The following is a 25593-nucleotide window of genomic DNA, read 5'->3' as shown; positions in this document are numbered from 1 at the left end:
CGCGCCGGCCCGCACGGCACGTGCAGCCGGGCCGGCGCCCGCTGCACGCGCGGGCGTCAGCGTCGAAGGAGGCATGTCGTTTCTCACCTTCGCCCTCAGAAATTCTTCTTCAGGTCCATGCCCTGATACATCGACGCGACCAGGTCGCCGTAGCCGTTGAACATCAGCGTCTTGCGCTTCGGCGTGAAAAAGCCGTCCTCGCCGATGCGCCGCTCGGTCGCCTGGCTCCAGCGCGGATGATCGACATTCGGGTTCACGTTCGAATAAAAGCCGTACTCGTTCGACGCATACGTGTTCCAGCTCGTCTTCGGCTGCTTGTCGACGAAGCGAATCTTCACGAGCGACTTCGCGCTCTTGAAGCCGTACTTCCACGGCACGACGATACGCACCGGCGCGCCGTTCTGGTTCGGCAGCACCTGCCCGTAGACGCCCATCGTCAGCAGCGTTAGCGGATTCATCGCCTCGTCCATCCGCAGCCCTTCCGAGTACGGCCAGTCGAGCACGGGTGTCGACAGGCCGGGCATCTGCGACGGGTCGGCCAGCGTGATGAACTGTACGTATTTCGCATTGCCGGTCGGCTGCACCCGCTTGATCAGCTCGGACAGCGGCACGCCGATCCACGGGATCACCATCGACCATCCCTCGACGCAGCGCAACCGGTACACGCGCTCTTCGAGCGGCGCGAGCTTCAGCAGCTCGTCGAGATCGAACACCTTCGGATGCAGCACCTCGCCCTCGACGCTCACGCGCCACGGGCGCGGCCGCAGCGTGCCCGCATTCTGCGCGGGGTCGCTCTTGTCGGTGCCGAATTCGTAGAAGTTGTTGTAGGACGTGATGTCCTTGAACGGCGTCACCTTGTCGGCCGCGACGAACTTCGGGTTCGTTTTCGCCGCGAGCTTCGCGGCCCGCGCGTCGGGCGACGCATAGGCGGCAAATGCCGCGCCGCTGCCGCCGAGCAGCCCGCCCGCCGCCGCGAGGCCGGCCGCCTGCAACACGCGCCGCCGGTTCTCGAAGACCGCACGCGGCGTGATTTCGCCGGGCGCGATATCGCCACCGGTCAGTACGTTCAGCAAAGGGCGTTTGATCCACATCGTGCTGCTCCTCCTGCCTGCGCCGCGCGCAGCTTCATGGGCGTTCGACCCGACTCATCTTGCGCCGTTCGCCGGCCGGACCGCCCGTCCGTTACAAAAGAAAACCGCCGGGCACGCAGTGCACCGGCGGTCTCATAGTCGGACGAGCAGCGGGAATCTTACAGCTTGCCGTAGCTGTGCAGCCCGGACAGGAACATGTTGACGCCGAGGAACGCGAAGGTCGTCACGAGCAGGCCCGTCAGCGCCCACCACGCGGCCACCGTACCGCGCAGGCCCTTCATCAGGCGCATGTGCAGCCACGCCGCATAGTTGAGCCACACGATCAGCGCCCAGGTTTCCTTCGGGTCCCAGCTCCAGTAGCCGCCCCATGCCTCGGCCGCCCACAGCGCGCCGAGGATCGTCGCGATCGTGAAGAACGCGAAACCGACCGCGATCGACTTGTACATCACGTCGTCGAGCACGTCGAGCGTCGGCAGGCGATCCGCGAGCACGCCGCGCTCCTTCATCAGGTACGCGACCGACACCATCGCCGACAGCGCGAAGCTGCCGTAGCCGATGAAGTTCGCCGGCACGTGGATCTTCATCCACCAGCTCTGCAGCGCGGGCACGAGCGGCTGGATCTGCTGCGCATCGCGCGCGACCGAGTACCACATCAGGAAGCCGACCGCCGCGCTGATCACCAGCAGCACGAACGCGCCGAGCGAACGTGTCCCGTAGTGGCCTTCGTAATAGAGATAGAGCAGCGCGGTGATCAGGCTGAACAGCACGAACACTTCATAGAGGTTCGACACCGGAATGTGCCCGACATCCGCACCGATCAGGTAGGACTCGTACCAGCGCACCATCAGGCCGGTGAAGCCCATCAGCACGGCAACCCACGTGAGCTTCTGGCCGATCGCGGAGCCCGATTCCGAGCGCGCGAGCAGGCCGATCCAGTAGAAGATCGTCGCGAGCACGAACAGCGCGCTCATCCACAGGATTGCCGACTGGCTCGACAGGAAGTACTTGAGGAGGAACGCCGAATCGGCGCGCGCGAGATCGCCCTGGTAGATCTGGATCGACAGCAGCGCCAGCACGGCGATCGACGCCATCATCAGCCGCGCGGGCTTCCAGCGCCAGCCGAGCGCGACGAGCGCCGGCACGGTGCCGATCATCACCGCCTTGTCGTAGTAATCCATGTGCGCGTTGTAATGCACGAGCGCGTAGCCCGCGCCCACCACAAGCGCCAGTGCGAACAGCCAGTCGAGCAACGACAGGCGCGCGAGGAACGGACGATCGTCGAACAACGGTGCCGTGACCGGCGCCTGGGCCGACGCCCGATGGGAAGAGGAAACTTGCGTGAGATCCATGATGTTACCGGGTGGAATTCTCGGAATCGGAACCGCCGCCGGCAGGCGAACGGGCAGTCGATGCCGCACCGGCCGGCGCGGCGTCGCGAGGTGCGGCGTGCAAGGCGGCACCGGCCGCGTCGCGCGTCTGCACGTATTCTTTCTCGAAATCGAAGGTCTTGCGGGCCGTGGACATTGCCATCACCACATCGACGCCCGAACCGGCGTCCTTCAGCCAGAACCAGAGGCGCCGCTCGCGCACGTAGAACATCGAGAAGATGCCGGCGACCAGCAGCAGGCTGCCAAGATACACCAGATTCTTGCCGGGTGCGCGCGTCAACTGAAATACCGAAGCTTGCACCTGCTTGAATGAGTCAAGCTGCAAATAGACCGGCGATCCATACAAAAAGCTGTCGGATAGCGCGTTGATCGCGTTCTGTACGAAACGGATCGTGTCGGTACCCTGCTGCGCCGCCGGCTCCCCCGCACGCTCGCGCGCGATCTGCCAGACCTCCCACATCGAGCCTTCGAGCATCCGCAGCAGCAGGCTCGCGGCCTTCTCCTGCTCGGCCTTGGGCACCGAGCGGTCGATGAACGTCGCCACGGCCTGGAAGCCGCCGATCGGCTGGCCGTCGGCGCCGCGGCCGACGCTGTCGTCGCTCGCCGCAAACAGGGTCAGCACCTTCAGCGCACTGTCCTGCAGGCGGCCGCGCAGCGATGCGTCGGTGCCCGGCAGCGAACGCTGCGCGAAGCGCGCGGCGGCTTCGGCGCGCACGGAAGGATCCTCGAGCGCGGCGCGCAGGTGCATCCATTCGCCGATCGAATCCTGGCTGTCGGCCGGAATCCGCATGTAGCGGAACGGGTCGTTCGGGCTCGTGCGCACGCCGGCGAGGAACACGCGCTCGCCGTTCATGTCGACGGGCAGCATGTAGTTGTTGAATTCGCGCGCCTGGCCGTCCTTGCCGCGGATCTTGTACTGCACGGACGGGCCGATGTTGTGGAGCTGCGTCGGCTTCGACGTCTTCGCGCCGGAGCCGAGCCGTTCGTCGAACACTTCCTTCAGCGAGCTCGTCGTCGCCACACCACGCACGTCCGGCTTGCCGTTCGCGTCGGCCATGTTCTCGACGTTGATCGCGCGGAAATCGGCGAACTCGATCGTGTCGCCGTCGGCGCCCGGCATCTGCAGCGGCGCCGAACTGCCGATCGTGCCCTGCACGGGGAAGGTCTTCGCGTTGCCGCCCGTCATCGGATAGGCCGTCATCTGCATCTGCGAGCCGCCGTCCTGGAAGCTCGACTGGTAGATCGACACACCCTTGTACGTGAACGGTTTGTTGACCTCGACGCGCGCCGGGATTTTCCGGCCGGTCTCGCGATCGATCACGACGATATCGCTCGCGAACAGTTTCGGCATGCCCGTCGTGTAGTAGTCGACGATGAACTTGTTGAGCTGGATCGAGAACGGCAGGTCCTGGATCAGCGAGCCGCTCGGCTGGTTCAGGATCGCGGTCGACACGAACTGGCCCTCGGGCACCCACGCGTAGCCGCGGAACGTCGGGTTCGACGCGGACAGGCGATGGTCGGGCGAGATCTCGCTGATCGTCGCGCTCGTGTTGACCGGGCTCTTGCCGAACATCCACATCTGGAATTTGATCGGCAGGTTGCTGTCGAGCAGGCCGCCGATACAGATCACGACGATCGCGAGGTGCGCGGAGATATAGCCCCACTTGGTCATCGCGCCGCGCTTCGCGGAGATCAGCGTCGCGCCGTCGTTTTCACGCACGACGTGCTTGTAGCCGGCCTTGGTGACGAAGGTGGCGAGCGTTGCCGTGACGGTCGCGCGCGTGCCGGAAGCCGTGTACTCGGCCTTGTGGTGGAAAGCCCGCAGGCTGCCTTCGCGAACCTTGTCCTTCCAGCTCTTTGCATCGGCGAGCATCTTCGGCGCGTTGCGGATCACGCACAGCGAGATCGACACGACGAGGAAGATCAGGATCAGCATGAACCACCACGCGCTGTACACGTTGTACAGGCCGAGCGAGCGGAAGATGTCCGCCCAGAACGGCCCGAACTGGTTCACGTAATTCGGATACGGATCGTCCTGGGTCAGGACCGTGCCGATGATGCTCGCGATCGACAGCACCACCAGCAACGCAATCGCGAAGCGCATCGAGCTCAGCAGCTCGACCGCGCGCTTCGACGCACCCTGACTCGACTTCGACTGCAACCCCGACGTGGTAACGCTCATTCAAACTCCGACTGACAACAAAAAAGGGCAAGGCGGCCGCGACTGCGCGGCGCCCCACCCTTTTCTTGTTCTGACTCCGGCCGCCCTTCGGGCGTCCGGTCATTTCATTCGCGGCTGACCGCTCAACGCAGGCCCGCGATGTAATCCGCGACGGCCTTGATCTCGTTGTCCGACAGCCGCGTCGCGATCTGATGCATCGCCTCGTTGTTGTTGCGCGCGCCGGTACCCTGCTGGAACGCGGTCAACTGCGCGACCGTGTAATCGGCCCACTGTCCAGACAGACGCGGGTACTGGACCGGGAGACCCTGCCCTGTCGGCCCGTGGCAGCTCGCGCAGGCGGGTACGCCCTTCTCCGCGATGCCGCCGCGATAGATCTTCTGGCCGATCGGCACGGTCGCCGCATCGCGTGCGGTGCCGAGCTTCGTCGTCTGCGACCCGTAGTACGCGGCGACGTTGCGCATGTCGTCCGCGCTCAGCGCGCTCGCGAATCCGACCATCACTGCGTTGGTCCGCACCGGCCCCTTCGCGCCCGGCTGCGTCTTGAAGTCGTTCAACTGCTTGACCAGATATTCGGGATGCTGGCCGGCAAGCTTCGGGAAACTGCCCGACGCGCTATTGCCATCGGCACCGTGACACGATGCGCACACCTGCCCGGCAATCGCCTTGCCGCGGTCGAGATCCGGCTTTGCCGCCTCCGCCGCGTTTGCCTCTGCTACGAAACCTACGAACCCTGCTGCAACCTGAAGCACCATCAGAGACTTGCACAGTCGATTCATTCGCACACCCTGTTTCGTCTTGTGGGAATTTGAGGTTCTGCAAAAAACGACGGCGTTCAGTCTACCGCAGAAGCCACATAAAAGCGCGAGGCAGGCGCCCGGTGGCCTTCGGTAAAACCGCCGTATTGTACAATATCGCGTTGAAAGCTCCCGCGCCTATCGGGGCTACCCCGCCTCCACCAAGCGGCTCGCGCCGCCCGTCCTTCCGGTTCCCATGGCCTTTCTGCTCCATCAAGCCCGCTTCTACACGACCGTCAACCATCTGCGCGACCTGCCGCCGACGGTCCAGCCGGAAATCGCGTTCGCGGGCCGCTCGAATGCCGGCAAGTCGACGGCGATCAACGTGCTGTGCAACCAGAAGCGGCTGGCCTTCGCGTCGAAGACCCCTGGCCGCACGCAGCATATCAACTACTTCTCCGTCGGCCCGGCCGCCGAGCCCGTCGCGAATCTCGTCGACCTGCCCGGCTACGGCTACGCGGAAGTGCCCGGCGCCGCCAAGGCCCACTGGGAAATGCTGCTGTCGTCCTACCTGGCAACCCGCTCGCAGCTTTGCGGCCTGATTCTGATGATGGATTCGCGCCGCCCGCTGACCGACCTCGATCGCCGCATGATTGAGTGGTTCGTACCGACCGGCAAGCCGATCCACACGCTGCTGACGAAGTGCGACAAATTGACGCGGCAAGAAAGCATCAATGCGCTGCGGACCACGCAAAAGGGGCTCGATGCGTATCGTGACCAGGGCGTCCAGGGCAAGCTGACGGTCCAGCTGTTTTCCGCGATGAAGCGCACGGGCCTCGACGAGGCGCACGAACTGATCGAGAGCTGGGTGCGGCCGTCCGCCGCCGACGAAAAAAGCGAGCCTGTAGCACAATGATCGGGCAACGCGCGGCCGGGATCGGCGGCGCGCACCTGACGGCGCCTGCGGATTCGGCCGGCTCATAAAAAAACCCGCCGTTGAACGGCGGGTCAAACAGCCTAATCGAAAAACGACAGGCACCCGCTCAGGGAGGAGAAGCGGGGAGCTGCACGCGACGCGTGCCGCTCGATCGCTATCATATACCAACGCTCCCGAAAATGACCGAAGGGTTCCGTAAGGTCCTTCTTGCCCTGATTTCTACCCAATCGCCATGAGCTTTCATCCGCTTCATCGTCCGCGCCGGATGCGCCGCGACGACTTCTCCCGGCGCCTGATGCGCGAAAACCGCCTGACCACCGACGACCTGATCTATCCGGTATTCGTCGTCGAAGGCACCAACGAGCGGCAGCCGGTGCCGTCGATGCCCGGCGTCGAACGCGTGTCCGTCGATCTGCTGATGCATGTCGCCGAACAATGTGTCGAACTCGGCGTGCCTGTGCTGTCGCTGTTCCCGGCCATCGAACCGTCGGTGAAAACGCCTGACGGCCGCGAGGCAGCCAACCCGGAAGGCCTGATCCCGCGCGCGGTGCGCGAGCTGAAGAAGCGCTTTCCCGAACTCGGCGTGCTGACCGACGTCGCACTCGATCCGTACACGAGCCACGGCCAGGACGGCGTGCTCGACGAGAACGGCTACGTGATCAACGACGACACGATCGAGATCCTGATCGATCAGGCGCGCGCACAGGCCGAAGCCGGTGTCGACATCGTCGCGCCGTCGGACATGATGGACGGCCGCATCGGCGCAATCCGCGAGATGCTGGAAAGCGACGGCCATATCCATACGCGCATCATGGCCTATTCGGCCAAGTTCGCATCGGCGTTCTATGGCCCGTTCCGCGACGCGGTCGGCTCGGCGTCCAACCTGGGCAAGGGCAACAAGATGACCTACCAGATGGACCCGGCGAACAGCGACGAAGCGTTGCGCGAAGTGCGCCTCGACATCGACGAAGGCGCCGACATGGTGATGGTCAAGCCCGGCATGCCGTACCTCGACATCGTGCGCCGGGTGAAGGACGAGTTCCGCTTCCCGACCTACGTGTACCAGGTGAGCGGCGAATACGCGATGCTGAAGGCCGCCGCAATGAACGGCTGGCTCGACCACGACAAGGTCGTGCTCGAATCGCTGCTCGCGTTCAAGCGTGCGGGCGCCGACGGCGTGCTCACGTACTTCGCACTCGACGCCGCGCGCCTCCTGAAAGCGCAGCGCTGAGCCACGCGCCGGCAGCGCCACGAAAAACGGCGGGACACTTCGGTGTCCCGCCGTTTTCATTTGCAATCGGTGTACAAGCCACCGACAAGCGTGCGCTACACCGTTGGTACCGCCGCGCGATCGAGACTGCGCAGAAACGTCTCGGCTGCCTGATAGCCGACCACACGGCCGATTTCGTTGCCGTTGCGATCGAAGAAGATGATGCCGGGCGGCCCGAACAGGTTGAAGCGCTTGAGCAGCGCCTGATCGTCCGGATTGTTCGCGGTGACGTCCGCACGTACCAGGTGAAGCTGCGCGAGCCGCGCCTGCACGCGTGCATCCGTGAACGTCAGGTGCTCCATCTCCTTGCAGCTCACGCACCAGTCGGCGTAGAAGTCGAGCATCACGGGCTGGCCCGACGTCTTCAGCAGCGCGTCGAGTTCGCCGCTGGAGCGCACCGAAGCGAACGCCGGCCCCTGCTGCCCGGCAGCCGCACCGGCTGCCGACACATCACCCGACGCGACCGTGCGCGCAGCAAGGACAGCCAGCGGTTTCACGGGGTCGTTGGAGCCCGCTGCAAGACCGACGAGCAGCGTCGCCGCCCAGATCGCGAGCGCGGCGCCGAGGCCACGGCCGAGGCGGCGCCAGATCGACGCGGCGCCGGCATGCGGCGTGAACAGGCCGAGCGCCGCGGCCGCGATGAGCAGCCACAACGCAGCGAGCACCATCTTCAGGCCACCGGCAAGCACCGGCCACACGATCCACAGCGCGGCCGCGAGCAGCACGATGCCGAAGAACACCTTCACGCCGTCCATCCATGCACCTGCGCGCGGCAGCACCGTACCCGCACCGATGCCGACCACGAGCAACGGCACGCCGAGCCCCAGCCCCATCGCGAACAGCGCGGCACCGCCGAGCAGCGCATTGCCCGTGTGTGCGATGAAAGCGAGCACCGCGAACAGCGGCGCCGTCATGCATGCGCCGACCACCAGCGCCGACAACGCGCCCATCGCGGCAACCGCAACGAAGTGACCGCCCTGTCGCGCACTCGACACTTCGGCTGCACCGTTCTGCCAGCGCGCGGGCAGCGCGATGTCCTTGCCCGAAATCAGCGACACCGCGAACGCGGTGAGCAGCACGCCGAACGCGCCGAGCACCCACGGGTTCTGCAGCCACGCGCCGAGGCTCTGGCCGACCAGCGCCGCGGCGATGCCCAGCACCGTATAGACGAGCGCCATGCCGACCACGTACGTCAACGACAGCGCAAAGCCGCGCGCATGCGTCGCGCGCGTGCCCTGACCGATGATGATCGCCGACACGATCGGGATCATCGGGTACGAACACGGCAGGAGGCTCAGCACGACGCCCGCGACGAAATACAGCGCGACGATCGTGAAGAAGCCATGGCCCTCGAGCAGCGACTGCGCGAAATCGGCGCTCGTGACCTTGTCGAACCAACTGCCCTCGACAGCCGCATCGCCGGAAGACGAGGCCGCACCCAATGCGGCGCCGTCGACCTTCACGACGTGCTCGGCGGGCGGATAGCAGATCCCTTCGTCGGCGCAGCCCTGCGACGTCACCGCGAGCTCGAACGGCCCCGACGCCTGCTTGACGGGCACGTGAACGACGACTTCGTCACGGTAGGTCTCGACGTTCTTCTGGAACGTCTGGTCGAACTTCACATGGCCGGCGGGGAACTGCGGCTCGCCGAGCGTCGCCTGCCCGCTCTTCACCGCGAATGCGAACCGCTCGCGGTACAGGTAATAGCCGTTGGCGACCTTGAAGCGGACGTCCACCTGCCCCGGCGATTCGCTCGCGCTGAACTTGAACGCCACCGACGGATCGAGGAAATCGTCGGCCGCACGCGCGACCGACAGGCCGCCGCCCAGCACGAGCATGAACGACAACAGGACTGCGAGGAACCGCAGCGCGCGCACGCGCACGGAAAGCGCCATACCGTTAAACATGAAATAGACGTTGAGTTTCGCTGGTCACCCACTGGCCGTAAGCGGCCGAGGCCGTCGCCTGCCACGAGACGATTTCAGGTGTCTCGTATGGATGATGCGCGAGAATAAATCGCTCCAGTTCGAGCGCCCGCACGGGGCTCGTCTTGAACAGCAACTGGATCTCGTCGGCCGTTTCGACCTTGCCCTGCCAGTGATAGCGTGACCTGATCGCACCGAGCTCCGACACACACGCGGCAAGCCGCGCATCGAGCGCACCGGCGGAAAGCGCCTCGGCGGTCGCGGCATCGGGCACCGTCGTCAGCATCAGTACCACTATCATCCGCGCCCTCCTGGCTGGTCTATCGACTCCTGGCTCTTGCCGGCGCGCGTTGCCCACCCGGGAGCGCACCGGCTGCCCCGTATCGTAGCGCAGCCCGCGCAACACTGCCGGCACCACCCTGCGACAATCGATCGCAGCCACCGCTTCAAAAACAAAAAGGGGCCAAGCAATTGCTCGGCCCCTTTCAGATACTGCTGCGTACCGGAAGCTTATTCAGCTTCTTGCACGTTTTCCGTTTCGTCGACTTCCGGACGATCGAGCAGCTCGACCAGTGCCATCGGTGCGTTGTCGCCCACGCGGAAGCCGAACTTCAGCACGCGCAGGTAGCCGCCCGGACGGTTCGCGAAACGCGGACCGAGCACGTCGAACAGCTTCGCCACCGAGTCACGATCGCGCAGGCGGTTGAACGCCAGGCGACGGTTTGCCAGCGACGGCTTCTTGCCGAGCGTGATCAGCGGCTCGACGACTTTACGGAGTTCCTTCGCCTTCGGGAGCGTCGTCTTGATGACTTCGTGCTCGATCAGCGAGTTGGACATGTTACGGAGCATAGCCAGACGGTGGCTGCTCGTGCGGTTCAGTTTCCGCAGACCATGACGATGGCGCATTTCAGTTTCCTTGATTCAAAGTTTTGATCCAGCTCTTCTATCGCACCTCGATGGGTGCACGGGCCGGTAACGAAAAAAGCAAGATGCGGATTTTAAAGGAAAATCCGCATCTTTGCCAACTACAGCAACAGCAGCGCTACAAGCGGGCTTACTTGTCGAGACCAGCCGGCGGCCAGTTTTCGAGCTTCATGCCCAGCGTGAGACCGCGCGAAGCGAGCACTTCCTTGATCTCGTTGAGCGACTTGCGACCGAGGTTCGGCGTCTTCAGCAGCTCGTTTTCCGTGCGCTGGATGAGATCGCCGATGTAGTAGATGTTCTCGGCCTTCAGGCAGTTCGCCGAACGAACCGTCAGCTCGAGATCGTCCACCGGACGCAGCAGGATCGGATCGATCTGCGGTGCACGCGACGGCGCTTCGGCTGCCGTTTCCGTGCCTTCCAGCGCCGCGAACACGGACAGCTGGTCGACCAGGATGCGGGCCGATTGACGGATCGCTTCTTCCGGCGTGATCACACCGCTCGTTTCGATGTTCATCACGAGCTTGTCGAGGTCGGTACGCTGCTCGACACGTGCGCTTTCGACCGCATAGCTCACGCGGCGAACCGGCGAGAACGATGCGTCGAGGACGATGCGGCCGATGATCTTGGCCGTGTCTTCGCCGTAGCGACGGACGTTGCCGGGCACATAGCCGCGACCCTTTTCGATCTTGATCTGAACGTCGAGCTTGCCACCCTTCGACAGGTGCGCAATCACGTGATTCGGGTTGATGACTTCGCAGTCGTGAGCCAGCTCGATATCGCCGGCCGTGACAACGCCTTCACCTTCCTTGCGCAGCGTAACCGTCACTTCGTCACGGTTATGCAGCTTGAACACCACGCCCTTCAGGTTCAGCAGCAGGTTGACGACGTCTTCCTGCACGCCATCCAGCGTCGAGTACTCGTGCACCACGCCCGCGATCGTCACTTCGGTCGGCGCGTAGCCAACCATCGACGACAGCAGCACGCGGCGAAGCGCATTGCCCAAGGTATGGCCGTAACCGCGTTCGAACGGTTCCATGACCACCCTCGCGTGGTTCTCGCCCAGCGATTCCACGGCGATGATCTTGGGTTTCAGCAAACTGGTTTGCATGGGCTTTCCTTTTCAATACCCTCGGCTCGTTACACCGATAAGGCTGACCGGTAACAACCAGAAAATAAACAGCCGAGGCCCCTCCTTGCGCAACGCAATCGGGGTACCTCGGCCGTCAATCGGATTAACGCGAATACAATTCGACGATCAGGCTTTCGTTGATGTCGCCTGCGATTTCAGCGCGTTCCGGCATTTGCTTGAACGTGCCTTCGAACTTCTTCGCATCGACTGCAACCCAGCTCGGCATGCCGCCTTGCTCGGCCAGCGACAGCGCTTCGACGATACGCGCTTGCTTCTTCGCCTTTTCGCGGATCGCGACGATGTCACCCGCCTTCACTTGCTGCGACGGGACGTTTGCGACGACGCCGTTCACGGTGATCGACTTGTGGCTCACCAGCTGACGCGCTTCAGCGCGGGTCGAGCCGAAGCCCATGCGATACACGACGTTGTCGAGGCGCGACTCGAGCAGTTGCAGCAGGTTTTCACCCGTGTTGCCCTTGCGGCGGTCGGCTTCAGCGAAGTAGCGACGGAACTGACGCTCCAGCACGCCGTAGATGCGCTTGACCTTCTGCTTTTCACGCAGCTGCGTACCGTAGTCGGACGTACGTGCGCCCGAGGTACGGCCGTGCTGGCCCGGCTTGCTGTCGAGCTTGCACTTGTCGGCGAGCGAGCGGCGTGCGCTCTTCAGGAACAGGTCGGTGCCTTCACGGCGGGACAGCTTGGCCTTAGGGCCGATATAACGTGCCACTTTGCATTCCTTTATCAATCAGTCACGCGGATCGAAATCCGCGCTAGTTCGCTCCCTTTGGGGCGAACGGTGGGCTTAGTCAATCAAAAAAGCAACGCCCGTCGACGCTACGCGGCGACAGGCAATGTGCCAGCACGAACGTGCCAGCACACCTTTAGATACGACGACGCTTCGGCGGACGGCAGCCGTTGTGCGGAATCGGGGTGACGTCCGAAATCGCGGTGATCTTGATGCCGAGGCCGTGCAGTGCGCGCACTGCCGACTCACGACCCGGGCCCGGGCCCTTGATCCGCACTTCCAGATTCTTCACGCCGTATTCCATCGCGACGCGGCCAGCCGACTCGGCTGCGACCTGGGCAGCGAACGGCGTCGATTTGCGCGAGCCCTTGAAGCCCTGACCGCCCGACGTCGCCCATGCCAGTGCGTTGCCTTGGCGATCGGTGATCGTGATGATCGTGTTGTTGAACGACGCGTGAACGTGAACCACGCCTTCAGCGACGTTCTTCTTAACCTTCTTGCGAACGCGTTGCGCCGCGGTGTTCGAAGCCTTAGCCATTACGTTTTCCTGTAACTGTCAGTTCCGCTTACTTCTTCAGCGCTTGCGCTGCACGACGCGGACCCTTGCGAGTACGTGCGTTCGTACGCGTACGCTGACCGCGCATCGGCAGGCCCTTGCGATGACGAACACCACGGTAGCAACCGAGGTCCATCAGGCGCTTGATGTTCATCGTCACTTCACGGCGCAGATCGCCTTCGACGACAAACTTGCCCACTTCTTCACGCAGCTTTTCCAAGTCTGCGTCGGTCAAGTCCTTGACCTTCTTCGAAAAATCGACGCCAGCTGCCACGCAGATGCTGCGCGAACGGGTGCGGCCGATACCGAAGATAGCCGTCAGGCCGATCTCGGTATGCTGGTGATTCGGGATGTTAACCCCTGCGATACGAGCCATTGTTTTTCCTCAAACAAAAAGCGCAAACAAACGCGCGGTCAGCCTTGGCGCTGCTTGTGGCGCGGATCCGAGCTGCAGATCACGCGAACGACGCCTTTGCGCTTGATGATCTTGCAATTGCGGCAAATGCGCTTAACCGATGCCATCACTTTCATGATAATACCCTTTTTTCAAATCACTTCGCCCGGAACACGATCCGCGCACGAGACAGATCGTAAGGCGTCAATTCAACCGTCACCTTGTCGCCCGGGAGAATGCGGATGTAGTGCATCCGCATCTTTCCGGAGATATGCCCCAACACGACATGGCCGTTTTCCAGCTTCACGCGGAAGGTAGCATTCGGGAGGTTTTCGATCACCTCGCCTTGCATCTGGATTACATCGTCTTTGGCCATAGTCCTTATTAACGCATTGGGATGTTGCCGCCCTTGAAGTTAGCCTTCTTGAGCAGTGACTCATACTGTTGCGACATAACGTACGACTGCACCTGCGCCATAAAGTCCATCGTGACGACGACAATGATCAGCAGCGACGTTCCACCAAAATAAAACGGCACGTTCCAGCGCAGTACCAGGAATTCCGGCAGCAGACACACGAAGACGATGTAGATCGCACCGGCCAGCGTCAGACGCGTGAGGATGCGGTCGATATATCGTGCGGTCTGATCGCCCGGACGGATACCCGGAACAAACGCGCCGCTCTTCTTCAGGTTGTCTGCGGTTTCCCTGCTGTTGAACACCAGTGCGGTGTAGAAGAAGCAGAAAAACACGATCGCCAGCGTGTACAGCAACACATAGACCGGCTGGCCCGGCTTCAGCGCTTCCGCAACGTTATGCAACGTGTTGGAAATCCAGCTTCCCGTCGGCTGACCGGTACTGAACCAGCCGAGAATCGTTGCCGGGAACAGAATGATCGACGACGCGAAGATCGGCGGAATCACACCCGACATGTTCAGCTTCAGCGGCAGATGCGACGACTGCCCACCGTAGATCTTGTTGCCGACCTGGCGCTTCGCGTAGTTCACGAGGATCTTGCGCTGCCCGCGTTCGATGAACACGACCAGGTAAGTCACCGCGGCAATCAGGACGACGATGATGATCGCCGAAATGATGCTCATCGAACCCGTACGCACCAGCTCGAACAACCCACCGACGGCATTCGGGAACCCTGCTGCGATCCCGCCGAAGATGATGATCGAGATACCGTTGCCCAGACCACGCTCGGTAATCTGCTCGCCGAGCCACATCAGGAACATCGTGCCGGTAACCAGCGTCACGACCGTCGTCAGACGGAACAGCATGCCGGGATCGGTGACGAGGCCCGGCTGGTTTTCCAGCGCAGCCGCGATACCGAACGCCTGGAAGGTCGCGAGCACGACGGTGAAATACCGTGTGTACTGCGTGATCTTCCGTTGCCCTGCCTGCCCTTCCTTCTTCAGCGCCTCGAGCTGCGGCGATACGATCGCCAGCAACTGCATGATGATCGACGCCGAAATGTACGGCATGATCCCCAGCGCAAAGATCGTGAAGCGGGAAAGCGCGCCACCCGAGAACATGTTGAACATGCCCAGGATGCCGCCCGCCTGGCTCTGGAACAGCTTAGCCAGTTGATCCGGATCGATGCCCGGCACGGGAATGTGCGCGCCGATGCGATAGACGATCAGCGCCAGGAGCAGGAACATCGCTCGCCGGCGCAGATCGCCGAATTTCGCCGTGCTTCGACCGGGTTTTGCAAGACTCGGGCTGTTAGCCAAGTACCTTCTCCGATGAATGCAAATGACGACGCGCTACGCGTGTCACTCGGCGAACGAACCGCCAGCCGCTTCGATCGCAGCACGCGCACCCTTGGTGGCACCGAGACCCTTCACGACGATCTTGCGCTTCAGCTCGCCCGTCGCGATGATCTTTGCGCTCTTCGTCAGCTCGCCGACCAGGCCGGCTTGCTTCAGTGCGAGCAGATCGATCTCATCGACCGGCAGCTTCTCGAGGTCGCCCAGGCGCACTTCACCGACGAATTCCTTCGTCAGCGACGTGAAGCCGCGCTTCGGCAGACGACGTTGCAGCGGCATCTGACCGCCTTCGAAACCGACTTTGTGGAAGCCGCCCGAACGCGATTTCTGACCCTTGTGACCACGGCCAGCCGTCTTGCCGAGGCCCGAACCGATGCCACGGCCGACGCGACGCTTGGCGTGCTTGGCGCCAGCTGCCGGCTTCAGGTTATTCAATTCCATATCAACTCCTTGATCCGTAGGGCCGCTTACGCGATGACCTTAACGAGGTACGAGACCTTGTTGATCATGCCGCGGACCGCCGGCGTGTCCTGAAGCTCGCTGACCGAGTTGAGTCGGCGCAGGCCCAGGCCACGCACGGTCGCGCGGTGCGATTCGCGGGTCCCGATCAGGCTCTTAACGAGCTGAACCTTGACAGTTTTTTCAGACATGGTGACCACCCGGGCTTAGCCCAAAATTTCTTCGACGGACTTGCCGCGCTTCGCCGCGATGTCTGCCGGGGTGGACTGCTTGCGCAGACCGTCCAGCGTGGCGCGAACGAGGTTGTACGGGTTCGTCGAACCGTGGCTCTTTGCCACGACGTTCTGAACGCCCATCACGTCGAACACTGCGCGCATCGGGCCGCCGGCGATCACGCCCGTACCTGCCTTCGCCGGAGCGAGGAGGACAGCCGATGCGCCATGCTTGCCGTGCACTTCGTGTTGCAGCGTGCCGTTCTTGAGCGGCACCTTGAACATGTTGCGGCGAGCTTGTTCCATTGCCTTCTGGACAGCGACCGGCACTTCCTTCGCCTTGCCCTTGCCCATACCGATGCGGCCATCGCCGTCGCCAACCACGGTCAGTGCGGCGAAGCCGAGAATACGGCCACCCTTCACGACCTTGGTCACGCGGTTGACCGAAATCATCTTTTCACGAAGGCCGTCGTCGCGCTCGTCAGCCTGAACTTTCGCTTGCATCTTTGCCATGACGAATTCCTTCCTTAGAACTTGAGCCCAGCTTCGCGAGCTGCCTCAGCCAGCGCCTTGACGCGGCCGTGGTAGCGGAAGCCCGAGCGGTCGAAGGCGACGGATTCGATGCCGGCAGCCTTTGCCTTCTCGGCAATACGCTTGCCGATCAGCGTCGCGGCATTAACGTTGCCGCCCTTGCCCGACTTGTCGGCCAGTTCAGCGCGCACTTCTGCTTCGAGCGTCGACGCGCTGGCGAGCACCTTGGTGCCGCAGGGCGAGAACACTTGAGCGTAGATGTGCGTGTTCGTGCGATGCACGGCGAGACGCGCGACCTGCAGCTCAGCGATCTTGATACGCGTCTGGCGAGCGCGGCGCAGGCGAGATTGAGTCTTATCCATGATTGCGCACCCTTACTTCTTCTTCGTTTCTTTGAGGATCACAACCTCGTCGGAATAGCGCACGCCCTTGCCCTTGTAGGGCTCCGGCGGACGGTAACCGCGAACTTCCGCAGCTACTTGACCGACTTGTTGCTTGTTGATCCCCTTGATCACGATTTCGGTTTGCGTCGGGGTTTCTGCCTTGACGCCTTCCGGCATCTGGTGCACCACCGGGTGCGAGAAACCCAGCGACAGGTTCAGCTTGTCGCCTTGCGCTTGCGCACGATAACCGACGCCAACCAGCGTCAGCTTGCGCTCGAAACCCTTGGTCACGCCGTGCACGGCATTCGCGATGATCGCGCGCATCGTGCCCGACAGTGCATTTGCTTCGCGGCTTTCGTCCACCGGCGACAGGTTCAGCGTGCCGTCGTTGTTCGCCACGTTCACGAGCGGATTGATCGCTTGCGTGATGGTGCCCAGCGGGCCCTTGACGGTGATCGCACCGTCGGCCAGCTTGACTTCCGCGCCTTGCAGCGCGATCGGGCTCTTACCTACTCGAGACATGTTTCTCTCTCCTCGGCTTTAAGCGACGTAGCAGATGACTTCGCCGCCGACGCCGGTAGCGCGCGCCTTGCGGTCGGTCATCACGCCCTTCGGCGTCGACACGATTGCCACGCCCAGGCCGTTCATGACCTGCGGAATGTCGTTACGGCCGCGGTACACGCGCAGACCAGGCTTCGACACGCGCTCGAGGCGTTCGATGACCGGGCGACCTGCGTAGTACTTCAGCGCGATATTCAGTTCGGACTTCGCACCTTCCGCCTTGACGGCGAAATCGTCGATGTAACCTTCGTCCTTCAGGACTTGCGCGATTGCAACCTTGACCTTCGACGAGGGCATCGCAACCGATACCTTCTCGACCATCTGCGCGTTGCGGATGCGAGTCAGCATATCGGCGATAGGATCACTCATGCTCATTTACGTTTCTCCTATTACCAGCTCGCCTTGGTCAGGCCAGGAATCTCGCCACGGAATGCGATTTCACGAATCTTGTTACGCGCGAGGCCGAATTTACGGAACGTGCCACGCGGACGGCCCGTGATCGCGCAGCGGTTACGCTGGCGGGTCGGGTTTGCGTTGCGGGGCAGTTGCTGCAGCTCAAGGCGTGCTTCGTAGCGCTCTTCTTCCGACTTGCTTTGGTCTTCGACGATCGCCTTCAGCGCATCGCGCTTTGCTGCGAACTTCGCGACCAGGCGGGCGCGCTTCTTTTCACGTTCGATCAGTGCCAGTTTAGCCACGGTAACCTCAGTTTCTGAACGGGAACTTGAAGCTGGCGAGCAGAGCCTTTGCTTCGTCGTCGGTCTTCGCAGTCGTCGTGATGCTGATGTTCAGCCCACGCAGTGCGTCGATCTTGTCGTAGTCGATTTCGGGGAAAATGATCTGCTCTTTCACACCGATGTTGTAGTTGCCACGGCCATCGAAAGCACGACCCGACACGCCGCGGAAGTCACGCACGCGGGGCAGGGCAACCGTCACGAAACGGTCGAGGAATTCGTACATTGCACGGCCACGCAGCGTCACCATCGCGCCGATCGGGTAACCCTGGCGGATCTTGAAGCCTGCGATTGCCTTGCGTGCCTTCGTCACGACCGGCTTCTGACCAGCGATCTTCGTGAGGTCGCCGACGGCGTTCTCGATGATCTTCTTGTCAGCAATCGCTTCGCCAAGACCCATGTTCAGCGTGATCTTGGTGATGCGCGGCACTTCCATGACCGACTTGTAACCGAACTTCTCGATCAGGCCGGGCACAACCTTTTCTTTGTAAAACTCTTGAAAACGAGCCATTTTTTACTCCGCTGCGTCAGGCGCTCAGTACGGCACCGGTCGTCTTCAGGAAGCGAACCTTCTTGCCTTCCTCGACCTTGATGCCAACACGCGACGCCTTGCCATTCGCGTCGACCAGTGCGACGTTCGAAATATGCAGGGGCATCGTCTTCGCTTCCACGCCACCCGTCGTACCCTTCATCGGGTTCGGCTTCACATGCTTCTTGACGAGGTTGATACCTTCAACCGTCACATGCTCTGCACCGACAGCCAGCACGACGCCGCGCTTGCCCTTGTCCTTGCCAGTGACGACGATGACTTCGTCACCTTTGCGAATCTTGTTCATCGCGACTCCTTACAGCACTTCCGGCGCCAGCGAAACGATCTTCATGAATCGTTCGCTACGCAGCTCACGCGTCACCGGCCCGAAGATACGGGTGCCGATCGGCTCGAGCTTGTTATTCAAAAGCACAGCGGCGTTGCCGTCGAACTTGATCAGCGAGCCGTCTTGACGGCGCACGCCCTTGGCGGTGCGGACCACCACGGCGTTGTAAATTTCGCCTTTCTTCACGCGCCCGCGCGGCGTTGCCTCTTTGACGCTCACCTTGATGATGTCGCCAATGCCGGCATAACGACGCTTCGAGCCGCCGAGCACCTTGATGCACAGGACTTCACGTGCACCCGTGTTGTCGGCTACTTCGAGCCGAGATTCGGTCTGGATCATGGTTTGTCTTTCCCAACTTAATCCGGATGCACCACCATGATGCATTCGGTCAGTCTTGGTCCCGTCAGCCAATCGGCTGCTTGGGTTGGAACAGCAGCGACGGCAAACGAAACCCGCCATCGCAATTCGGTGAATCTTTCGGACAGGCAGGCGCCAGTCCGCTTCCCCCACCAACTTCGCCCGCGACGGGGCTCCCATAAAGAGGGAAGACCGGGATTATAACAAATAATCCCGGTCACGCAAGCAAAAACTTTGCGATTTCAAGCACTTCGTGGAGAAGTGCCTGTTACTGCCTACTGCGCTGCCCGCTTAGATGACGCGAGCTGCTTCGACGAGGCGCGACACCGTCCAGGCCTTCGTCTTCGAAACAGGACGAGTTTCCTGGATTTCGACGAGATCGCCTTCGTTGTAGGTGTTCGCTTCATCATGCGCGTGGTACTTCTTCGAGCGCACGACATACTTGCCGTAGATCGGATGCTTGACGCGGTGCTCGATCAGCACGGTGACGGTCTTGTCCATCTTGTTGCTGACGACCCGACCGACCAGCGTCCGCTTCAGCGAGGTTTTCACGCTATCGTTCATTTCTGGTTCGCCTTCTGAGTCATGACGGTCCGCACACGTGCGATGTCGCGACGAACCTTCTTCAGCTGGCTCGTGTTCGTGAGCTGCTGGGTCGCGAGTTGCATGCGCAGGCCGAATTGCGCCTTCAGCAGGTCCGCCAGCTCCTTGTTGAGCGCGGCCTGGTCTTTCTGGAGAAGTTCGGAAGCCTTCATGTTTTCTCCTTAGGCGCCGAGCTGGCGCACGATGAATGCCGTCTTGAGCGGCAGCTTGGCTGCAGCCAGACGGAACGCTTCGCGTGCCAGTTCTTCGGTTACGCCGTCCATTTCATAGAGCATCTTGCCCGGCTGAATCTCGGCGACGTAGTACTCCGGGTTACCCTTACCGTTACCCATACGCACTTCGGCCGGCTTCTGCGAAATCGGCTTGTCCGGGAAGATCCGGATCCAGATGCGGCCGCCACGCTTGATGTGACGCGTCATTGCACGACGCGCCGCTTCAATCTGACGTGCGGTCAAACGACCGCGACCGATCGCCTTCAGGCCGAATTCACCGAACGACACTGCGTTGCCGCGCGTCGCCTTGCCGGTGTTACGACCCTTCTGCTCTTTACGATACTTTCTGCGTTTCGGTTGCAGCATCGTTATTCTCCAGTCTTGCCGTCTTCGGGCTTGCCGGCGCCGCGGCGCGGTGCGCCACGACGAGCACCCGGAGCGCCGCCTTCGCCGTCACGGCGCGGACGACGGTCGCCCGGACGCGCATTGCGACGCGGACGCTTGTCTTCGGCTACTTCTTCCACCACCGGTGCGTCGTTGCGGCCGAGCGTATCGCCCTTGTAGACCCACACCTTGACGCCGATGATCCCGTAAGTCGTCTTCGCTTCCGAAGTCGCGTAGTCAATATCAGCACGCAGCGTGTGAAGCGGCACGCGACCTTCGCGATACCACTCCGTACGAGCGATTTCGATACCGTTCAGACGGCCTGCGCTCATGATCTTGATGCCCTGGGCACCCAGACGCATCGCGTTCTGCATCGCACGCTTCATCGCGCGACGGAACATGATCCGGCGCTCGAGCTGTTGCGTGATCGAGTCAGCGATCAACTGAGCATCGGTTTCCGGCTTGCGGATTTCTTCGATGTTGACGTGAACCGGCACGCCCATGCGGCGTTGCAGTTCCGTCTTCAGCTGTTCGATATCCTCGCCCTTCTTGCCGATGACCACGCCCGGACGCGAGCTGTAAATCGTGATGCGCGCGTTCTTCGCCGGACGCTCGATGACGACCCGACCGACCGAAGCGTTCTTCAGCTTCTTCTTCAGGTATTCACGAACACCGATGTCTTCCTGCAGCATCGCCGCGAAATTGTTGTTATTCGCGTACCAACGCGAAGCCCAATTGCGGCTGACAGCCAGGCGGAAGCCAGTCGGATGAATTTTCTGTCCCATCGTATGGCTCCTTAATTCCCGACCGTCACAGTGATGTGACAGGATTGCTTCTCGATGCGGTTACCGCGGCCCTTGGCGCGCGCGGTGAAACGCTTGAGCGATGCAGCCTTGTCGACGTAGATGCTCTTGATCTTGAGCTCGTCGATATCGGCGCCTTCGTTGTGCTCCGCATTCGCGATTGCCGACAGCACAACCTTCTTCACGATGCCAGCCGCTTTCTTCGGCGAGAACGTCAGAACGTTCAGCGCCTTGTCGACCGGCAAACCGCGGATCTGGTCAGCCACAAGGCGCGTTTTTTGCGCCGAGATGCGGGCACCGCGATGAATTGCTTTCACTTCCATCTTGATTGCCCCTTATTTCTTGGCCTTCTTGTCGGCCGCGTGACCCTTGAACGTACGGGTCAGTGCGAACTCGCCAAGCTTGTGGCCGACCATGTTTTCCGAGATGTACACCGGAACGTGTTGACGGCCGTTATGAACAGCGATCGTCAGGCCGATGAAATCCGGCAGAATCGTCGAGCGACGCGACCAGGTCTTGATCGGCTTTTTGTCGCGCGAAGCTGCAGCCGCCTCAACTTTCTTCAGCAAATGGGCGTCGCAGAACGGACCTTTTTTTACAGAACGTGCCATTGCCTACTCCTTAACGCTTGTGACGGCGCTGGACGATCATCGTCGTCGTGCGCTTGTTGCTACGGGTGCGATAACCCTTAGCCGGCGTACCCCACGGGCTAACCGGATCGCGACCTGCAGCCGTCTTGCCCTCACCACCACCGTGCGGGTGATCAACCGGGTTCATCGCAACGCCACGCACCGTCGGGCGGATACCGCGCCAGCGGTTCGCGCCAGCCTTGCCGATCTGGCGCAGGCTATGCTCTTCGTTGCCGACTTCACCGATCGTTGCACGGCACTCGATGTGCACGCGGCGGATTTCGCCCGAACGCAGACGAACCTGCGCGTAGACGCCTTCACGTGCGAGCAGCATGGCCGACGTACCAGCCGAACGCGCCATTTGCGCGCCCTTGCCCGGCAGCATCTCGATGCAGTGGATCGTCGTACCGACCGGAATGTTGCGGATCGGCAGCGTGTTGCCTGCGCGGATCGGCGCTTCCGAACCCGACATCAGCTGTTGGCCGACGGTCAGGCCCTTCGGGGCGATGATGTAGCGACGTTCGCCGTCTGCGTAGAGCACCAGCGCGATGTTCGCGCTACGGTTCGGGTCGTACTCGAGACGCTCGACCTTTGCCGGGATGCCATCCTTCGTGCGACGGAAATCGACGATACGATAGTGTTGCTTGTGACCACCACCCTTGTGACGCGTGGTGATACGGCCATTGTTGTTACGGCCGGCGGTCGAGCTCTGCGAGTCGAGCAGTGCCGCGAACGGCTTGCCCTGGTGCAGGTTCTTGTTGACCACCTTGACCATCGCGCGGCGACCCGGCGATGTCGGCTTAACTTTAACGATTGCCATGATTACTTGGCCTCCGCTTCAAAGTTGATTTCCTGGCCGGGCTTCAGGCAAACGTACGCCTTCTTCACGTCCTTGCGGCGGCCCATCGAACGGCCAAAGCGCTTTTGCTTGCCCTTCTGAACCAGCACGTTGACGGAATCAACTTCAACCTTGAACAGCAGCTCGACAGCCGCCTTCACTTCCTGCTTCGTGGCATCCGGTGCGACTTCGAACACGACTTGCTCGTTCTTGTCGGCAACCAGCGTCGCCTTTTCCGAGATCACCGGTGCGAGCAGGACCTGCATCAAACGATGATCGTTCTTGCGAATCTCGCTCATGACAGCAACTCCTCGATCTGGGCGACCGCAGCCTTCGTGACCAGCACTTTCTTGAAGTAGATCAGCGACAGCGGGTCAGCGTAGCGCGGCTCGACAATTGCCACGTGCGGCAGGTTGCGCGATGCCAGGTACAGGTTTTCGTCAACCGTGTCGGTGATGATCAGCACGGAGTCGAGACCCATGGTCTTGAATTTGTCGGCCAGCAGCTTGGTCTTCGGCGCTTCGAGGATGATGTCCTCGACGACCGACAGGCGGCCTTCACGGGCCAGCTGCGAGAAGATCGAGCAGAGACCTGCGCGATGCATCTTCTTGTTGACCTTGTGCGAGAAGTTTTCTTCCGGCGAATTCGGGAAGATACGACCACCGCCACGCCACAGCGGGCTCGACGACATACCGGCACGAGCACGGCCCGTACCCTTCTGGCGCCACGGCTTCTTGGTCGTGTGCTTGACTTGCTCACGGTCCTTCTGTGCGCGGTTACCCTGGCGAGCATTCGCCTGGTAAGCGACGACGACCTGGTGGATCAGCGCTTCGTTGTAGTCACGACCGAACACGACGTCCGACGCGTTGACCACTGCACCTTCCTGACCATTTTCGTTCAGGAGCTTGAGTTCCATTATTTCGCCCCCTTGGTCTTGACGGCCGGCGTCACGAAGACCTTGCCGCCCTTCGCGCCCGGAATCGCACCCTTCACGAGCAGCAGCTTGCGCTCTGCGTCGATACGAGCGATTTCGAGGTTCTGCACCGTCACCGTCACGTCACCCATGTGACCCGTCATGCGTTTACCCGGGAAAACACGACCCGGATCCTGCGCCATACCGATCGAGCCCGGCACGTTGTGCGAGCGCGAGTTACCGTGCGTCGCACGGCCGGAGGAGAAGTTGTAACGCTTGATCGTACCGGCGTAGCCCTTACCGATCGACACGCCTTGCACGTCGACCTTCTGGCCCACTTCGAAAAGATCAGCACCGACCACGGCGCCATTCGACAGCTCAGCTGCCTTGGCCGCGTCAATGCGGAATTCCTTGAGGATTTCACCGGCTTCGACACCGGCTTTGGCGAGATGACCTGCCAGCGGCTTCGTCACGCGCGATGCACGACGGGAGCCGAATGCAACCTGCACGGCCGTGTAGCCGTCGGTTTCAACAGTCTTGATCTGCGTCACGCGGTTGTCCGACACGTCCAGCACGGTGACGGGAATCGAATCCCCTTCAGCCGTGAAGATACGGGTCATGCCAACCTTGCGACCTACGAGTCCAAGGCTCATCATTTTCTCCATTCCCGACTGCGATTGGTCGGGGCTGATTTACAAAATGCCGGGCACGCAAGGCCCAACTTTTTTACGCGAATACGCGAAAAGCCAAGCAGTATAGCCCGACTCCTCGATTTCCGCAAGCAATACAAAGACTTAGCGCCACCCGACAAGCCGGTTGGCGCCGGAAGCCTTACTGCAGCTTGATTTCCACGTCGACGCCAGCCGGCAGATCGAGCTTCATCAGCGCGTCAACCGTCTTGTCGGTCGGATCGACGATGTCCATCAGGCGCTGGTGGGTACGGATTTCGAGCTGATCGCGCGACGTCTTGTTGACGTGCGGCGAACGCAGGATGTCAAAACGCTGAATGCGCGTCGGCAGCGGCACCGGGCCACGGACGATTGCGCCAGTCCGCTTCGCGGTATCGACGATTTCGGCAGCCGATTGATCGATCAGACGATAGTCGAAAGCCTTCAGGCGAATGCGGATTTTCTGTTGCTGCATGACGATTCCTTGAAAAGAGCGAGGCGATGTTGCACCGCCGGACACCAAAAGAACGCGAAACCTGCTGCCTGCGGGGAGCGAAGCGACAGGTTCCGAACGGTACTTCCACTGCTAAGCCCGCGATTCTACACGAAAAATCGGAGAGGTGGTGTGGGTTTGTCAATGTGCGTGACGGCACGCCATAAAGAAAAACCGGGTGCCAGCGCAAGCTGAACACCCGGTTTCGACGGTACAACTGCATACCGTGGGATCGCGGATCCCGGAAGGATCCGCGGATCGTCGATCTTAGTCGAGGATCTTGGCGACGACGCCGGCGCCGACCGTACGGCCGCCTTCGCGGATTGCGAAGCGCAGACCTTCTTCCATCGCGATCGGTGCAATCAGCTTCACCGTGATCGACACGTTGTCGCCCGGCATCACCATTTCCTTGTCCTTCGGCAGCTCGATCGAGCCCGTCACGTCCGTCGTACGGAAGTAGAACTGCGGACGGTAGTTGTTGAAGAACGGCGTGTGACGGCCGCCTTCGTCCTTGCTCAGCACGTACACTTCAGCCGTGAAGTGCGTGTGCGGCGTGATCGAACCCGGCTTCGCCAGAACCTGGCCACGCTCCACGTCTTCACGCTTCGTGCCGCGCAGCAGGATACCGACGTTGTCGCCTGCCTGACCTTGGTCCAGCAGCTTGCGGAACATTTCAACGCCCGTGCAGGTCGTCTTCACCGTCGGCTTGATACCGACGATTTCGATTTCTTCGCCGACCTTCACGATGCCGCGCTCGACACGACCCGTCACCACCGTACCACGGCCCGAGATCGAGAACACGTCTTCCACCGGCATCAGGAACGCGCCGTCAACTGCACGCTCCGGCGTCGGGATGTACGTGTCCAGCGCGTCTGCCAGGCTCATGATCGCCACTT

At 61.7% G+C, this 25593-nt stretch carries 38 protein-coding genes; 2 read left to right on the top strand and 36 right to left on the bottom strand.

What is annotated here, in order from left to right:
* Positions 1-95 precede the first annotated feature (95 nt).
* From msrP to DPV74_RS23180, 4 genes are all read right to left on the bottom strand, one after another.
* On the bottom strand, positions 96-1091 hold the full coding sequence (gene msrP / locus DPV74_RS23195) for a protein-methionine-sulfoxide reductase catalytic subunit MsrP (RefSeq protein ID WP_027788573.1): 996 nt from the start codon (positions 1089-1091) through the stop codon (positions 96-98).
* Positions 1092-1249: 158 nt separating this feature from the next.
* Positions 1250-2440 (bottom strand): c-type cytochrome biogenesis protein CcsB, encoded by a 1191-nt coding sequence (gene ccsB / locus DPV74_RS23190; RefSeq protein WP_027788574.1) that lies wholly within the window; start codon positions 2438-2440, stop codon positions 1250-1252.
* A gap of 4 nt (positions 2441-2444) precedes the next feature.
* On the bottom strand, positions 2445-4661 hold the full coding sequence (locus DPV74_RS23185; RefSeq protein ID WP_060060524.1) for a cytochrome c biogenesis protein ResB: 2217 nt from the start codon (positions 4659-4661) through the stop codon (positions 2445-2447).
* A 122-nt stretch (positions 4662-4783) separates the two neighbouring features.
* A complete protein-coding gene (locus DPV74_RS23180; RefSeq protein ID WP_060082821.1) occupies positions 4784-5437 on the bottom strand; it encodes a cytochrome c in 654 nt (217 codons plus the stop codon).
* Positions 5438-5651: 214 nt separating this feature from the next.
* Here DPV74_RS23180 and yihA point away from each other — a divergent pair, with 214 nt between their 5' ends.
* Positions 5652-6311: a ribosome biogenesis GTP-binding protein YihA/YsxC gene (gene yihA / locus DPV74_RS23175; protein WP_021161737.1), complete on the top strand. Its 660-nt coding sequence runs from the start codon at positions 5652-5654 to the stop codon at positions 6309-6311.
* Between the two features lie 253 nt (positions 6312-6564).
* Positions 6565-7563 (top strand): porphobilinogen synthase, encoded by a 999-nt coding sequence (hemB, locus tag DPV74_RS23170; protein WP_021161736.1) that lies wholly within the window; start codon positions 6565-6567, stop codon positions 7561-7563.
* Between the two features lie 95 nt (positions 7564-7658).
* On the opposite strand, the gene dsbD is transcribed toward hemB, so the two are convergent.
* The 32 genes from dsbD to DPV74_RS23010 form a co-directional block, all read right to left on the bottom strand.
* A complete protein-coding gene (dsbD, locus tag DPV74_RS23165; RefSeq protein WP_119338020.1) occupies positions 7659-9509 on the bottom strand; it encodes a protein-disulfide reductase DsbD in 1851 nt (616 codons plus the stop codon).
* Positions 9502-9828, bottom strand: coding sequence for a divalent-cation tolerance protein CutA (gene cutA, locus DPV74_RS23160; RefSeq protein ID WP_021161734.1), 327 nt, complete (start codon positions 9826-9828; stop codon positions 9502-9504). The genes dsbD and cutA overlap by 8 nt, the downstream gene beginning before the upstream one ends.
* Before the next feature lie 209 nt (positions 9829-10037).
* Positions 10038-10433, bottom strand: coding sequence for a 50S ribosomal protein L17 (gene rplQ / locus DPV74_RS23155; RefSeq protein ID WP_006477175.1), 396 nt, complete (start codon positions 10431-10433; stop codon positions 10038-10040).
* A gap of 148 nt (positions 10434-10581) precedes the next feature.
* Entirely contained in the window at positions 10582-11559 is a 978-nt protein-coding gene (locus DPV74_RS23150; RefSeq protein WP_006477176.1) for a DNA-directed RNA polymerase subunit alpha, read from the bottom strand.
* Between the two features lie 124 nt (positions 11560-11683).
* Positions 11684-12307: a 30S ribosomal protein S4 gene (rpsD, locus tag DPV74_RS23145; protein WP_021161733.1), complete on the bottom strand. Its 624-nt coding sequence runs from the start codon at positions 12305-12307 to the stop codon at positions 11684-11686.
* 154 nt (positions 12308-12461) lie between these two features.
* The gene (rpsK, locus tag DPV74_RS23140) at positions 12462-12863 is read right to left on the bottom strand and encodes a 30S ribosomal protein S11 (protein ID WP_004197937.1); all 402 of its coding nucleotides are present in this window, start codon (positions 12861-12863) and stop codon (positions 12462-12464) included.
* A 28-nt stretch (positions 12864-12891) separates the two neighbouring features.
* A complete protein-coding gene (gene rpsM / locus DPV74_RS23135) occupies positions 12892-13257 on the bottom strand; it encodes a 30S ribosomal protein S13 (RefSeq protein WP_006400641.1) in 366 nt (121 codons plus the stop codon).
* 38 nt (positions 13258-13295) lie between these two features.
* The gene (gene rpmJ / locus DPV74_RS23130) at positions 13296-13412 is read right to left on the bottom strand and encodes a 50S ribosomal protein L36 (RefSeq protein ID WP_004199844.1); all 117 of its coding nucleotides are present in this window, start codon (positions 13410-13412) and stop codon (positions 13296-13298) included.
* Positions 13413-13432: 20 nt separating this feature from the next.
* Positions 13433-13651: a translation initiation factor IF-1 gene (gene infA / locus DPV74_RS23125; protein WP_004521905.1), complete on the bottom strand. Its 219-nt coding sequence runs from the start codon at positions 13649-13651 to the stop codon at positions 13433-13435.
* 8 nt (positions 13652-13659) lie between these two features.
* Entirely contained in the window at positions 13660-15009 is a 1350-nt protein-coding gene (gene secY / locus DPV74_RS23120) for a preprotein translocase subunit SecY (protein WP_006482915.1), read from the bottom strand.
* Positions 15010-15051: 42 nt separating this feature from the next.
* Positions 15052-15486, bottom strand: a complete 435-nt coding sequence (gene rplO, locus DPV74_RS23115; RefSeq protein ID WP_006482880.1) for a 50S ribosomal protein L15 — start codon at positions 15484-15486, stop codon at positions 15052-15054.
* Positions 15487-15512: 26 nt separating this feature from the next.
* Positions 15513-15695, bottom strand: coding sequence for a 50S ribosomal protein L30 (gene rpmD, locus DPV74_RS23110; protein WP_006400644.1), 183 nt, complete (start codon positions 15693-15695; stop codon positions 15513-15515).
* A 15-nt stretch (positions 15696-15710) separates the two neighbouring features.
* Positions 15711-16229 carry a 30S ribosomal protein S5 gene (rpsE, locus tag DPV74_RS23105; protein ID WP_006482895.1) on the bottom strand — a complete coding sequence of 173 codons (519 nt, stop codon included), beginning with the start codon at positions 16227-16229 and terminating at the stop codon, positions 15711-15713.
* A 14-nt stretch (positions 16230-16243) separates the two neighbouring features.
* Positions 16244-16609 carry a 50S ribosomal protein L18 gene (gene rplR, locus DPV74_RS23100; protein WP_006477183.1) on the bottom strand — a complete coding sequence of 122 codons (366 nt, stop codon included), beginning with the start codon at positions 16607-16609 and terminating at the stop codon, positions 16244-16246.
* Positions 16610-16621: 12 nt separating this feature from the next.
* Entirely contained in the window at positions 16622-17152 is a 531-nt protein-coding gene (gene rplF / locus DPV74_RS23095; protein ID WP_006758786.1) for a 50S ribosomal protein L6, read from the bottom strand.
* 18 nt (positions 17153-17170) lie between these two features.
* Positions 17171-17566: a 30S ribosomal protein S8 gene (gene rpsH, locus DPV74_RS23090; RefSeq protein ID WP_006477185.1), complete on the bottom strand. Its 396-nt coding sequence runs from the start codon at positions 17564-17566 to the stop codon at positions 17171-17173.
* A gap of 14 nt (positions 17567-17580) precedes the next feature.
* Positions 17581-17886, bottom strand: a complete 306-nt coding sequence (rpsN, locus tag DPV74_RS23085) for a 30S ribosomal protein S14 (protein ID WP_011350676.1) — start codon at positions 17884-17886, stop codon at positions 17581-17583.
* A 7-nt stretch (positions 17887-17893) separates the two neighbouring features.
* Positions 17894-18433 carry a 50S ribosomal protein L5 gene (gene rplE, locus DPV74_RS23080; protein ID WP_006482882.1) on the bottom strand — a complete coding sequence of 180 codons (540 nt, stop codon included), beginning with the start codon at positions 18431-18433 and terminating at the stop codon, positions 17894-17896.
* Positions 18434-18449: 16 nt separating this feature from the next.
* A complete protein-coding gene (rplX, locus tag DPV74_RS23075; RefSeq protein WP_006477187.1) occupies positions 18450-18758 on the bottom strand; it encodes a 50S ribosomal protein L24 in 309 nt (102 codons plus the stop codon).
* 9 nt (positions 18759-18767) lie between these two features.
* Positions 18768-19136, bottom strand: coding sequence for a 50S ribosomal protein L14 (gene rplN, locus DPV74_RS23070; protein WP_006482918.1), 369 nt, complete (start codon positions 19134-19136; stop codon positions 18768-18770).
* A 309-nt stretch (positions 19137-19445) separates the two neighbouring features.
* Positions 19446-19718 carry a 30S ribosomal protein S17 gene (gene rpsQ, locus DPV74_RS23065; RefSeq protein WP_006477189.1) on the bottom strand — a complete coding sequence of 91 codons (273 nt, stop codon included), beginning with the start codon at positions 19716-19718 and terminating at the stop codon, positions 19446-19448.
* Positions 19715-19909, bottom strand: a complete 195-nt coding sequence (gene rpmC, locus DPV74_RS23060; protein ID WP_006400652.1) for a 50S ribosomal protein L29 — start codon at positions 19907-19909, stop codon at positions 19715-19717. The genes rpsQ and rpmC overlap by 4 nt, the downstream gene beginning before the upstream one ends.
* A gap of 9 nt (positions 19910-19918) precedes the next feature.
* The gene (rplP, locus tag DPV74_RS23055) at positions 19919-20335 is read right to left on the bottom strand and encodes a 50S ribosomal protein L16 (RefSeq protein ID WP_006482873.1); all 417 of its coding nucleotides are present in this window, start codon (positions 20333-20335) and stop codon (positions 19919-19921) included.
* Positions 20336-20337: 2 nt separating this feature from the next.
* Positions 20338-21138: a 30S ribosomal protein S3 gene (gene rpsC, locus DPV74_RS23050; protein ID WP_006482899.1), complete on the bottom strand. Its 801-nt coding sequence runs from the start codon at positions 21136-21138 to the stop codon at positions 20338-20340.
* Positions 21139-21149: 11 nt separating this feature from the next.
* Complete coding sequence (gene rplV, locus DPV74_RS23045; protein ID WP_004199272.1) at positions 21150-21479, bottom strand: 50S ribosomal protein L22; 330 nt, start codon at positions 21477-21479, stop codon at positions 21150-21152.
* A 12-nt stretch (positions 21480-21491) separates the two neighbouring features.
* The gene (gene rpsS, locus DPV74_RS23040) at positions 21492-21767 is read right to left on the bottom strand and encodes a 30S ribosomal protein S19 (RefSeq protein ID WP_004199273.1); all 276 of its coding nucleotides are present in this window, start codon (positions 21765-21767) and stop codon (positions 21492-21494) included.
* 10 nt (positions 21768-21777) lie between these two features.
* Entirely contained in the window at positions 21778-22605 is an 828-nt protein-coding gene (rplB, locus tag DPV74_RS23035) for a 50S ribosomal protein L2 (RefSeq protein ID WP_006482900.1), read from the bottom strand.
* A 2-nt stretch (positions 22606-22607) separates the two neighbouring features.
* On the bottom strand, positions 22608-22922 hold the full coding sequence (gene rplW, locus DPV74_RS23030; protein WP_004199275.1) for a 50S ribosomal protein L23: 315 nt from the start codon (positions 22920-22922) through the stop codon (positions 22608-22610).
* Positions 22919-23539, bottom strand: a complete 621-nt coding sequence (gene rplD / locus DPV74_RS23025) for a 50S ribosomal protein L4 (protein WP_006477192.1) — start codon at positions 23537-23539, stop codon at positions 22919-22921. Before rplD ends, rplW begins: the two co-directional genes overlap by 4 nt.
* Complete coding sequence (gene rplC / locus DPV74_RS23020; RefSeq protein WP_006482922.1) at positions 23539-24189, bottom strand: 50S ribosomal protein L3; 651 nt, start codon at positions 24187-24189, stop codon at positions 23539-23541. The genes rplD and rplC overlap by 1 nt, the downstream gene beginning before the upstream one ends.
* A gap of 178 nt (positions 24190-24367) precedes the next feature.
* Positions 24368-24679 carry a 30S ribosomal protein S10 gene (gene rpsJ / locus DPV74_RS23015; protein WP_004199280.1) on the bottom strand — a complete coding sequence of 104 codons (312 nt, stop codon included), beginning with the start codon at positions 24677-24679 and terminating at the stop codon, positions 24368-24370.
* 285 nt (positions 24680-24964) lie between these two features.
* Positions 24965-25593: EF-Tu/IF-2/RF-3 family GTPase (locus DPV74_RS23010; protein ID WP_240440009.1), on the bottom strand; the 629-nt coding region annotated here is incomplete at its 5' end.

It is taken from the genome of Burkholderia sp. HAN2018, assembly GCF_024704855.1.
GTDB classification, from domain to species: domain Bacteria; phylum Pseudomonadota; class Gammaproteobacteria; order Burkholderiales; family Burkholderiaceae; genus Burkholderia; species Burkholderia cepacia.
Note: the sequence above shows the minus strand (reverse complement) of the source record. Positions and strands in the feature narration are given on the sequence as shown.

What these genes read in the sequence shown, in the direction of transcription:
- msrP (WP_027788573.1), bottom strand. Translation starts at nt 1,091, where the DNA reads ATGTGGATCAAACGCCCTTTGCTGAACGTACTGACCGGTGGCGATATC.
- ccsB (WP_027788574.1), bottom strand. Translation starts at nt 2,440, where the DNA reads ATGGATCTCACGCAAGTTTCCTCTTCCCATCGGGCGTCGGCCCAGGCG.
- DPV74_RS23185 (WP_060060524.1), bottom strand. Translation starts at nt 4,661, where the DNA reads ATGAGCGTTACCACGTCGGGGTTGCAGTCGAAGTCGAGTCAGGGTGCG.
- DPV74_RS23180 (WP_060082821.1), bottom strand. Translation starts at nt 5,437, where the DNA reads ATGAATCGACTGTGCAAGTCTCTGATGGTGCTTCAGGTTGCAGCAGGG.
- yihA (WP_021161737.1), top strand. Translation starts at nt 5,652, where the DNA reads ATGGCCTTTCTGCTCCATCAAGCCCGCTTCTACACGACCGTCAACCAT.
- hemB (WP_021161736.1), top strand. Translation starts at nt 6,565, where the DNA reads ATGAGCTTTCATCCGCTTCATCGTCCGCGCCGGATGCGCCGCGACGAC.
- dsbD (WP_119338020.1), bottom strand. Translation starts at nt 9,509, where the DNA reads ATGTTTAACGGTATGGCGCTTTCCGTGCGCGTGCGCGCGCTGCGGTTC.
- cutA (WP_021161734.1), bottom strand. Translation starts at nt 9,828, where the DNA reads ATGATAGTGGTACTGATGCTGACGACGGTGCCCGATGCCGCGACCGCC.
- rplQ (WP_006477175.1), bottom strand. Translation starts at nt 10,433, where the DNA reads ATGCGCCATCGTCATGGTCTGCGGAAACTGAACCGCACGAGCAGCCAC.
- DPV74_RS23150 (WP_006477176.1), bottom strand. Translation starts at nt 11,559, where the DNA reads ATGCAAACCAGTTTGCTGAAACCCAAGATCATCGCCGTGGAATCGCTG.
- rpsK (WP_004197937.1), bottom strand. Translation starts at nt 12,863, where the DNA reads ATGGCTAAGGCTTCGAACACCGCGGCGCAACGCGTTCGCAAGAAGGTT.
- rpsM (WP_006400641.1), bottom strand. Translation starts at nt 13,257, where the DNA reads ATGGCTCGTATCGCAGGGGTTAACATCCCGAATCACCAGCATACCGAG.
- rpmJ (WP_004199844.1), bottom strand. Translation starts at nt 13,412, where the DNA reads ATGAAAGTGATGGCATCGGTTAAGCGCATTTGCCGCAATTGCAAGATC.
- infA (WP_004521905.1), bottom strand. Translation starts at nt 13,651, where the DNA reads ATGGCCAAAGACGATGTAATCCAGATGCAAGGCGAGGTGATCGAAAAC.
- rplO (WP_006482880.1), bottom strand. Translation starts at nt 15,486, where the DNA reads ATGGAATTGAATAACCTGAAGCCGGCAGCTGGCGCCAAGCACGCCAAG.
- rpmD (WP_006400644.1), bottom strand. Translation starts at nt 15,695, where the DNA reads ATGTCTGAAAAAACTGTCAAGGTTCAGCTCGTTAAGAGCCTGATCGGG.
- rpsE (WP_006482895.1), bottom strand. Translation starts at nt 16,229, where the DNA reads ATGGCAAAGATGCAAGCGAAAGTTCAGGCTGACGAGCGCGACGACGGC.
- rplR (WP_006477183.1), bottom strand. Translation starts at nt 16,609, where the DNA reads ATGGATAAGACTCAATCTCGCCTGCGCCGCGCTCGCCAGACGCGTATC.
- rplF (WP_006758786.1), bottom strand. Translation starts at nt 17,152, where the DNA reads ATGTCTCGAGTAGGTAAGAGCCCGATCGCGCTGCAAGGCGCGGAAGTC.
- rpsH (WP_006477185.1), bottom strand. Translation starts at nt 17,566, where the DNA reads ATGAGCATGAGTGATCCTATCGCCGATATGCTGACTCGCATCCGCAAC.
- rplE (WP_006482882.1), bottom strand. Translation starts at nt 18,433, where the DNA reads ATGGCTCGTTTTCAAGAGTTTTACAAAGAAAAGGTTGTGCCCGGCCTG.
- rplX (WP_006477187.1), bottom strand. Translation starts at nt 18,758, where the DNA reads ATGAACAAGATTCGCAAAGGTGACGAAGTCATCGTCGTCACTGGCAAG.
- rplN (WP_006482918.1), bottom strand. Translation starts at nt 19,136, where the DNA reads ATGATCCAGACCGAATCTCGGCTCGAAGTAGCCGACAACACGGGTGCA.
- rpsQ (WP_006477189.1), bottom strand. Translation starts at nt 19,718, where the DNA reads ATGAACGATAGCGTGAAAACCTCGCTGAAGCGGACGCTGGTCGGTCGG.
- rpmC (WP_006400652.1), bottom strand. Translation starts at nt 19,909, where the DNA reads ATGAAGGCTTCCGAACTTCTCCAGAAAGACCAGGCCGCGCTCAACAAG.
- rplP (WP_006482873.1), bottom strand. Translation starts at nt 20,335, where the DNA reads ATGCTGCAACCGAAACGCAGAAAGTATCGTAAAGAGCAGAAGGGTCGT.
- rpsC (WP_006482899.1), bottom strand. Translation starts at nt 21,138, where the DNA reads ATGGGACAGAAAATTCATCCGACTGGCTTCCGCCTGGCTGTCAGCCGC.
- rplV (WP_004199272.1), bottom strand. Translation starts at nt 21,479, where the DNA reads ATGGAAGTGAAAGCAATTCATCGCGGTGCCCGCATCTCGGCGCAAAAA.
- rpsS (WP_004199273.1), bottom strand. Translation starts at nt 21,767, where the DNA reads ATGGCACGTTCTGTAAAAAAAGGTCCGTTCTGCGACGCCCATTTGCTG.
- rplB (WP_006482900.1), bottom strand. Translation starts at nt 22,605, where the DNA reads ATGGCAATCGTTAAAGTTAAGCCGACATCGCCGGGTCGCCGCGCGATG.
- rplW (WP_004199275.1), bottom strand. Translation starts at nt 22,922, where the DNA reads ATGAGCGAGATTCGCAAGAACGATCATCGTTTGATGCAGGTCCTGCTC.
- rplD (WP_006477192.1), bottom strand. Translation starts at nt 23,539, where the DNA reads ATGGAACTCAAGCTCCTGAACGAAAATGGTCAGGAAGGTGCAGTGGTC.
- rplC (WP_006482922.1), bottom strand. Translation starts at nt 24,189, where the DNA reads ATGAGCCTTGGACTCGTAGGTCGCAAGGTTGGCATGACCCGTATCTTC.
- rpsJ (WP_004199280.1), bottom strand. Translation starts at nt 24,679, where the DNA reads ATGCAGCAACAGAAAATCCGCATTCGCCTGAAGGCTTTCGACTATCGT.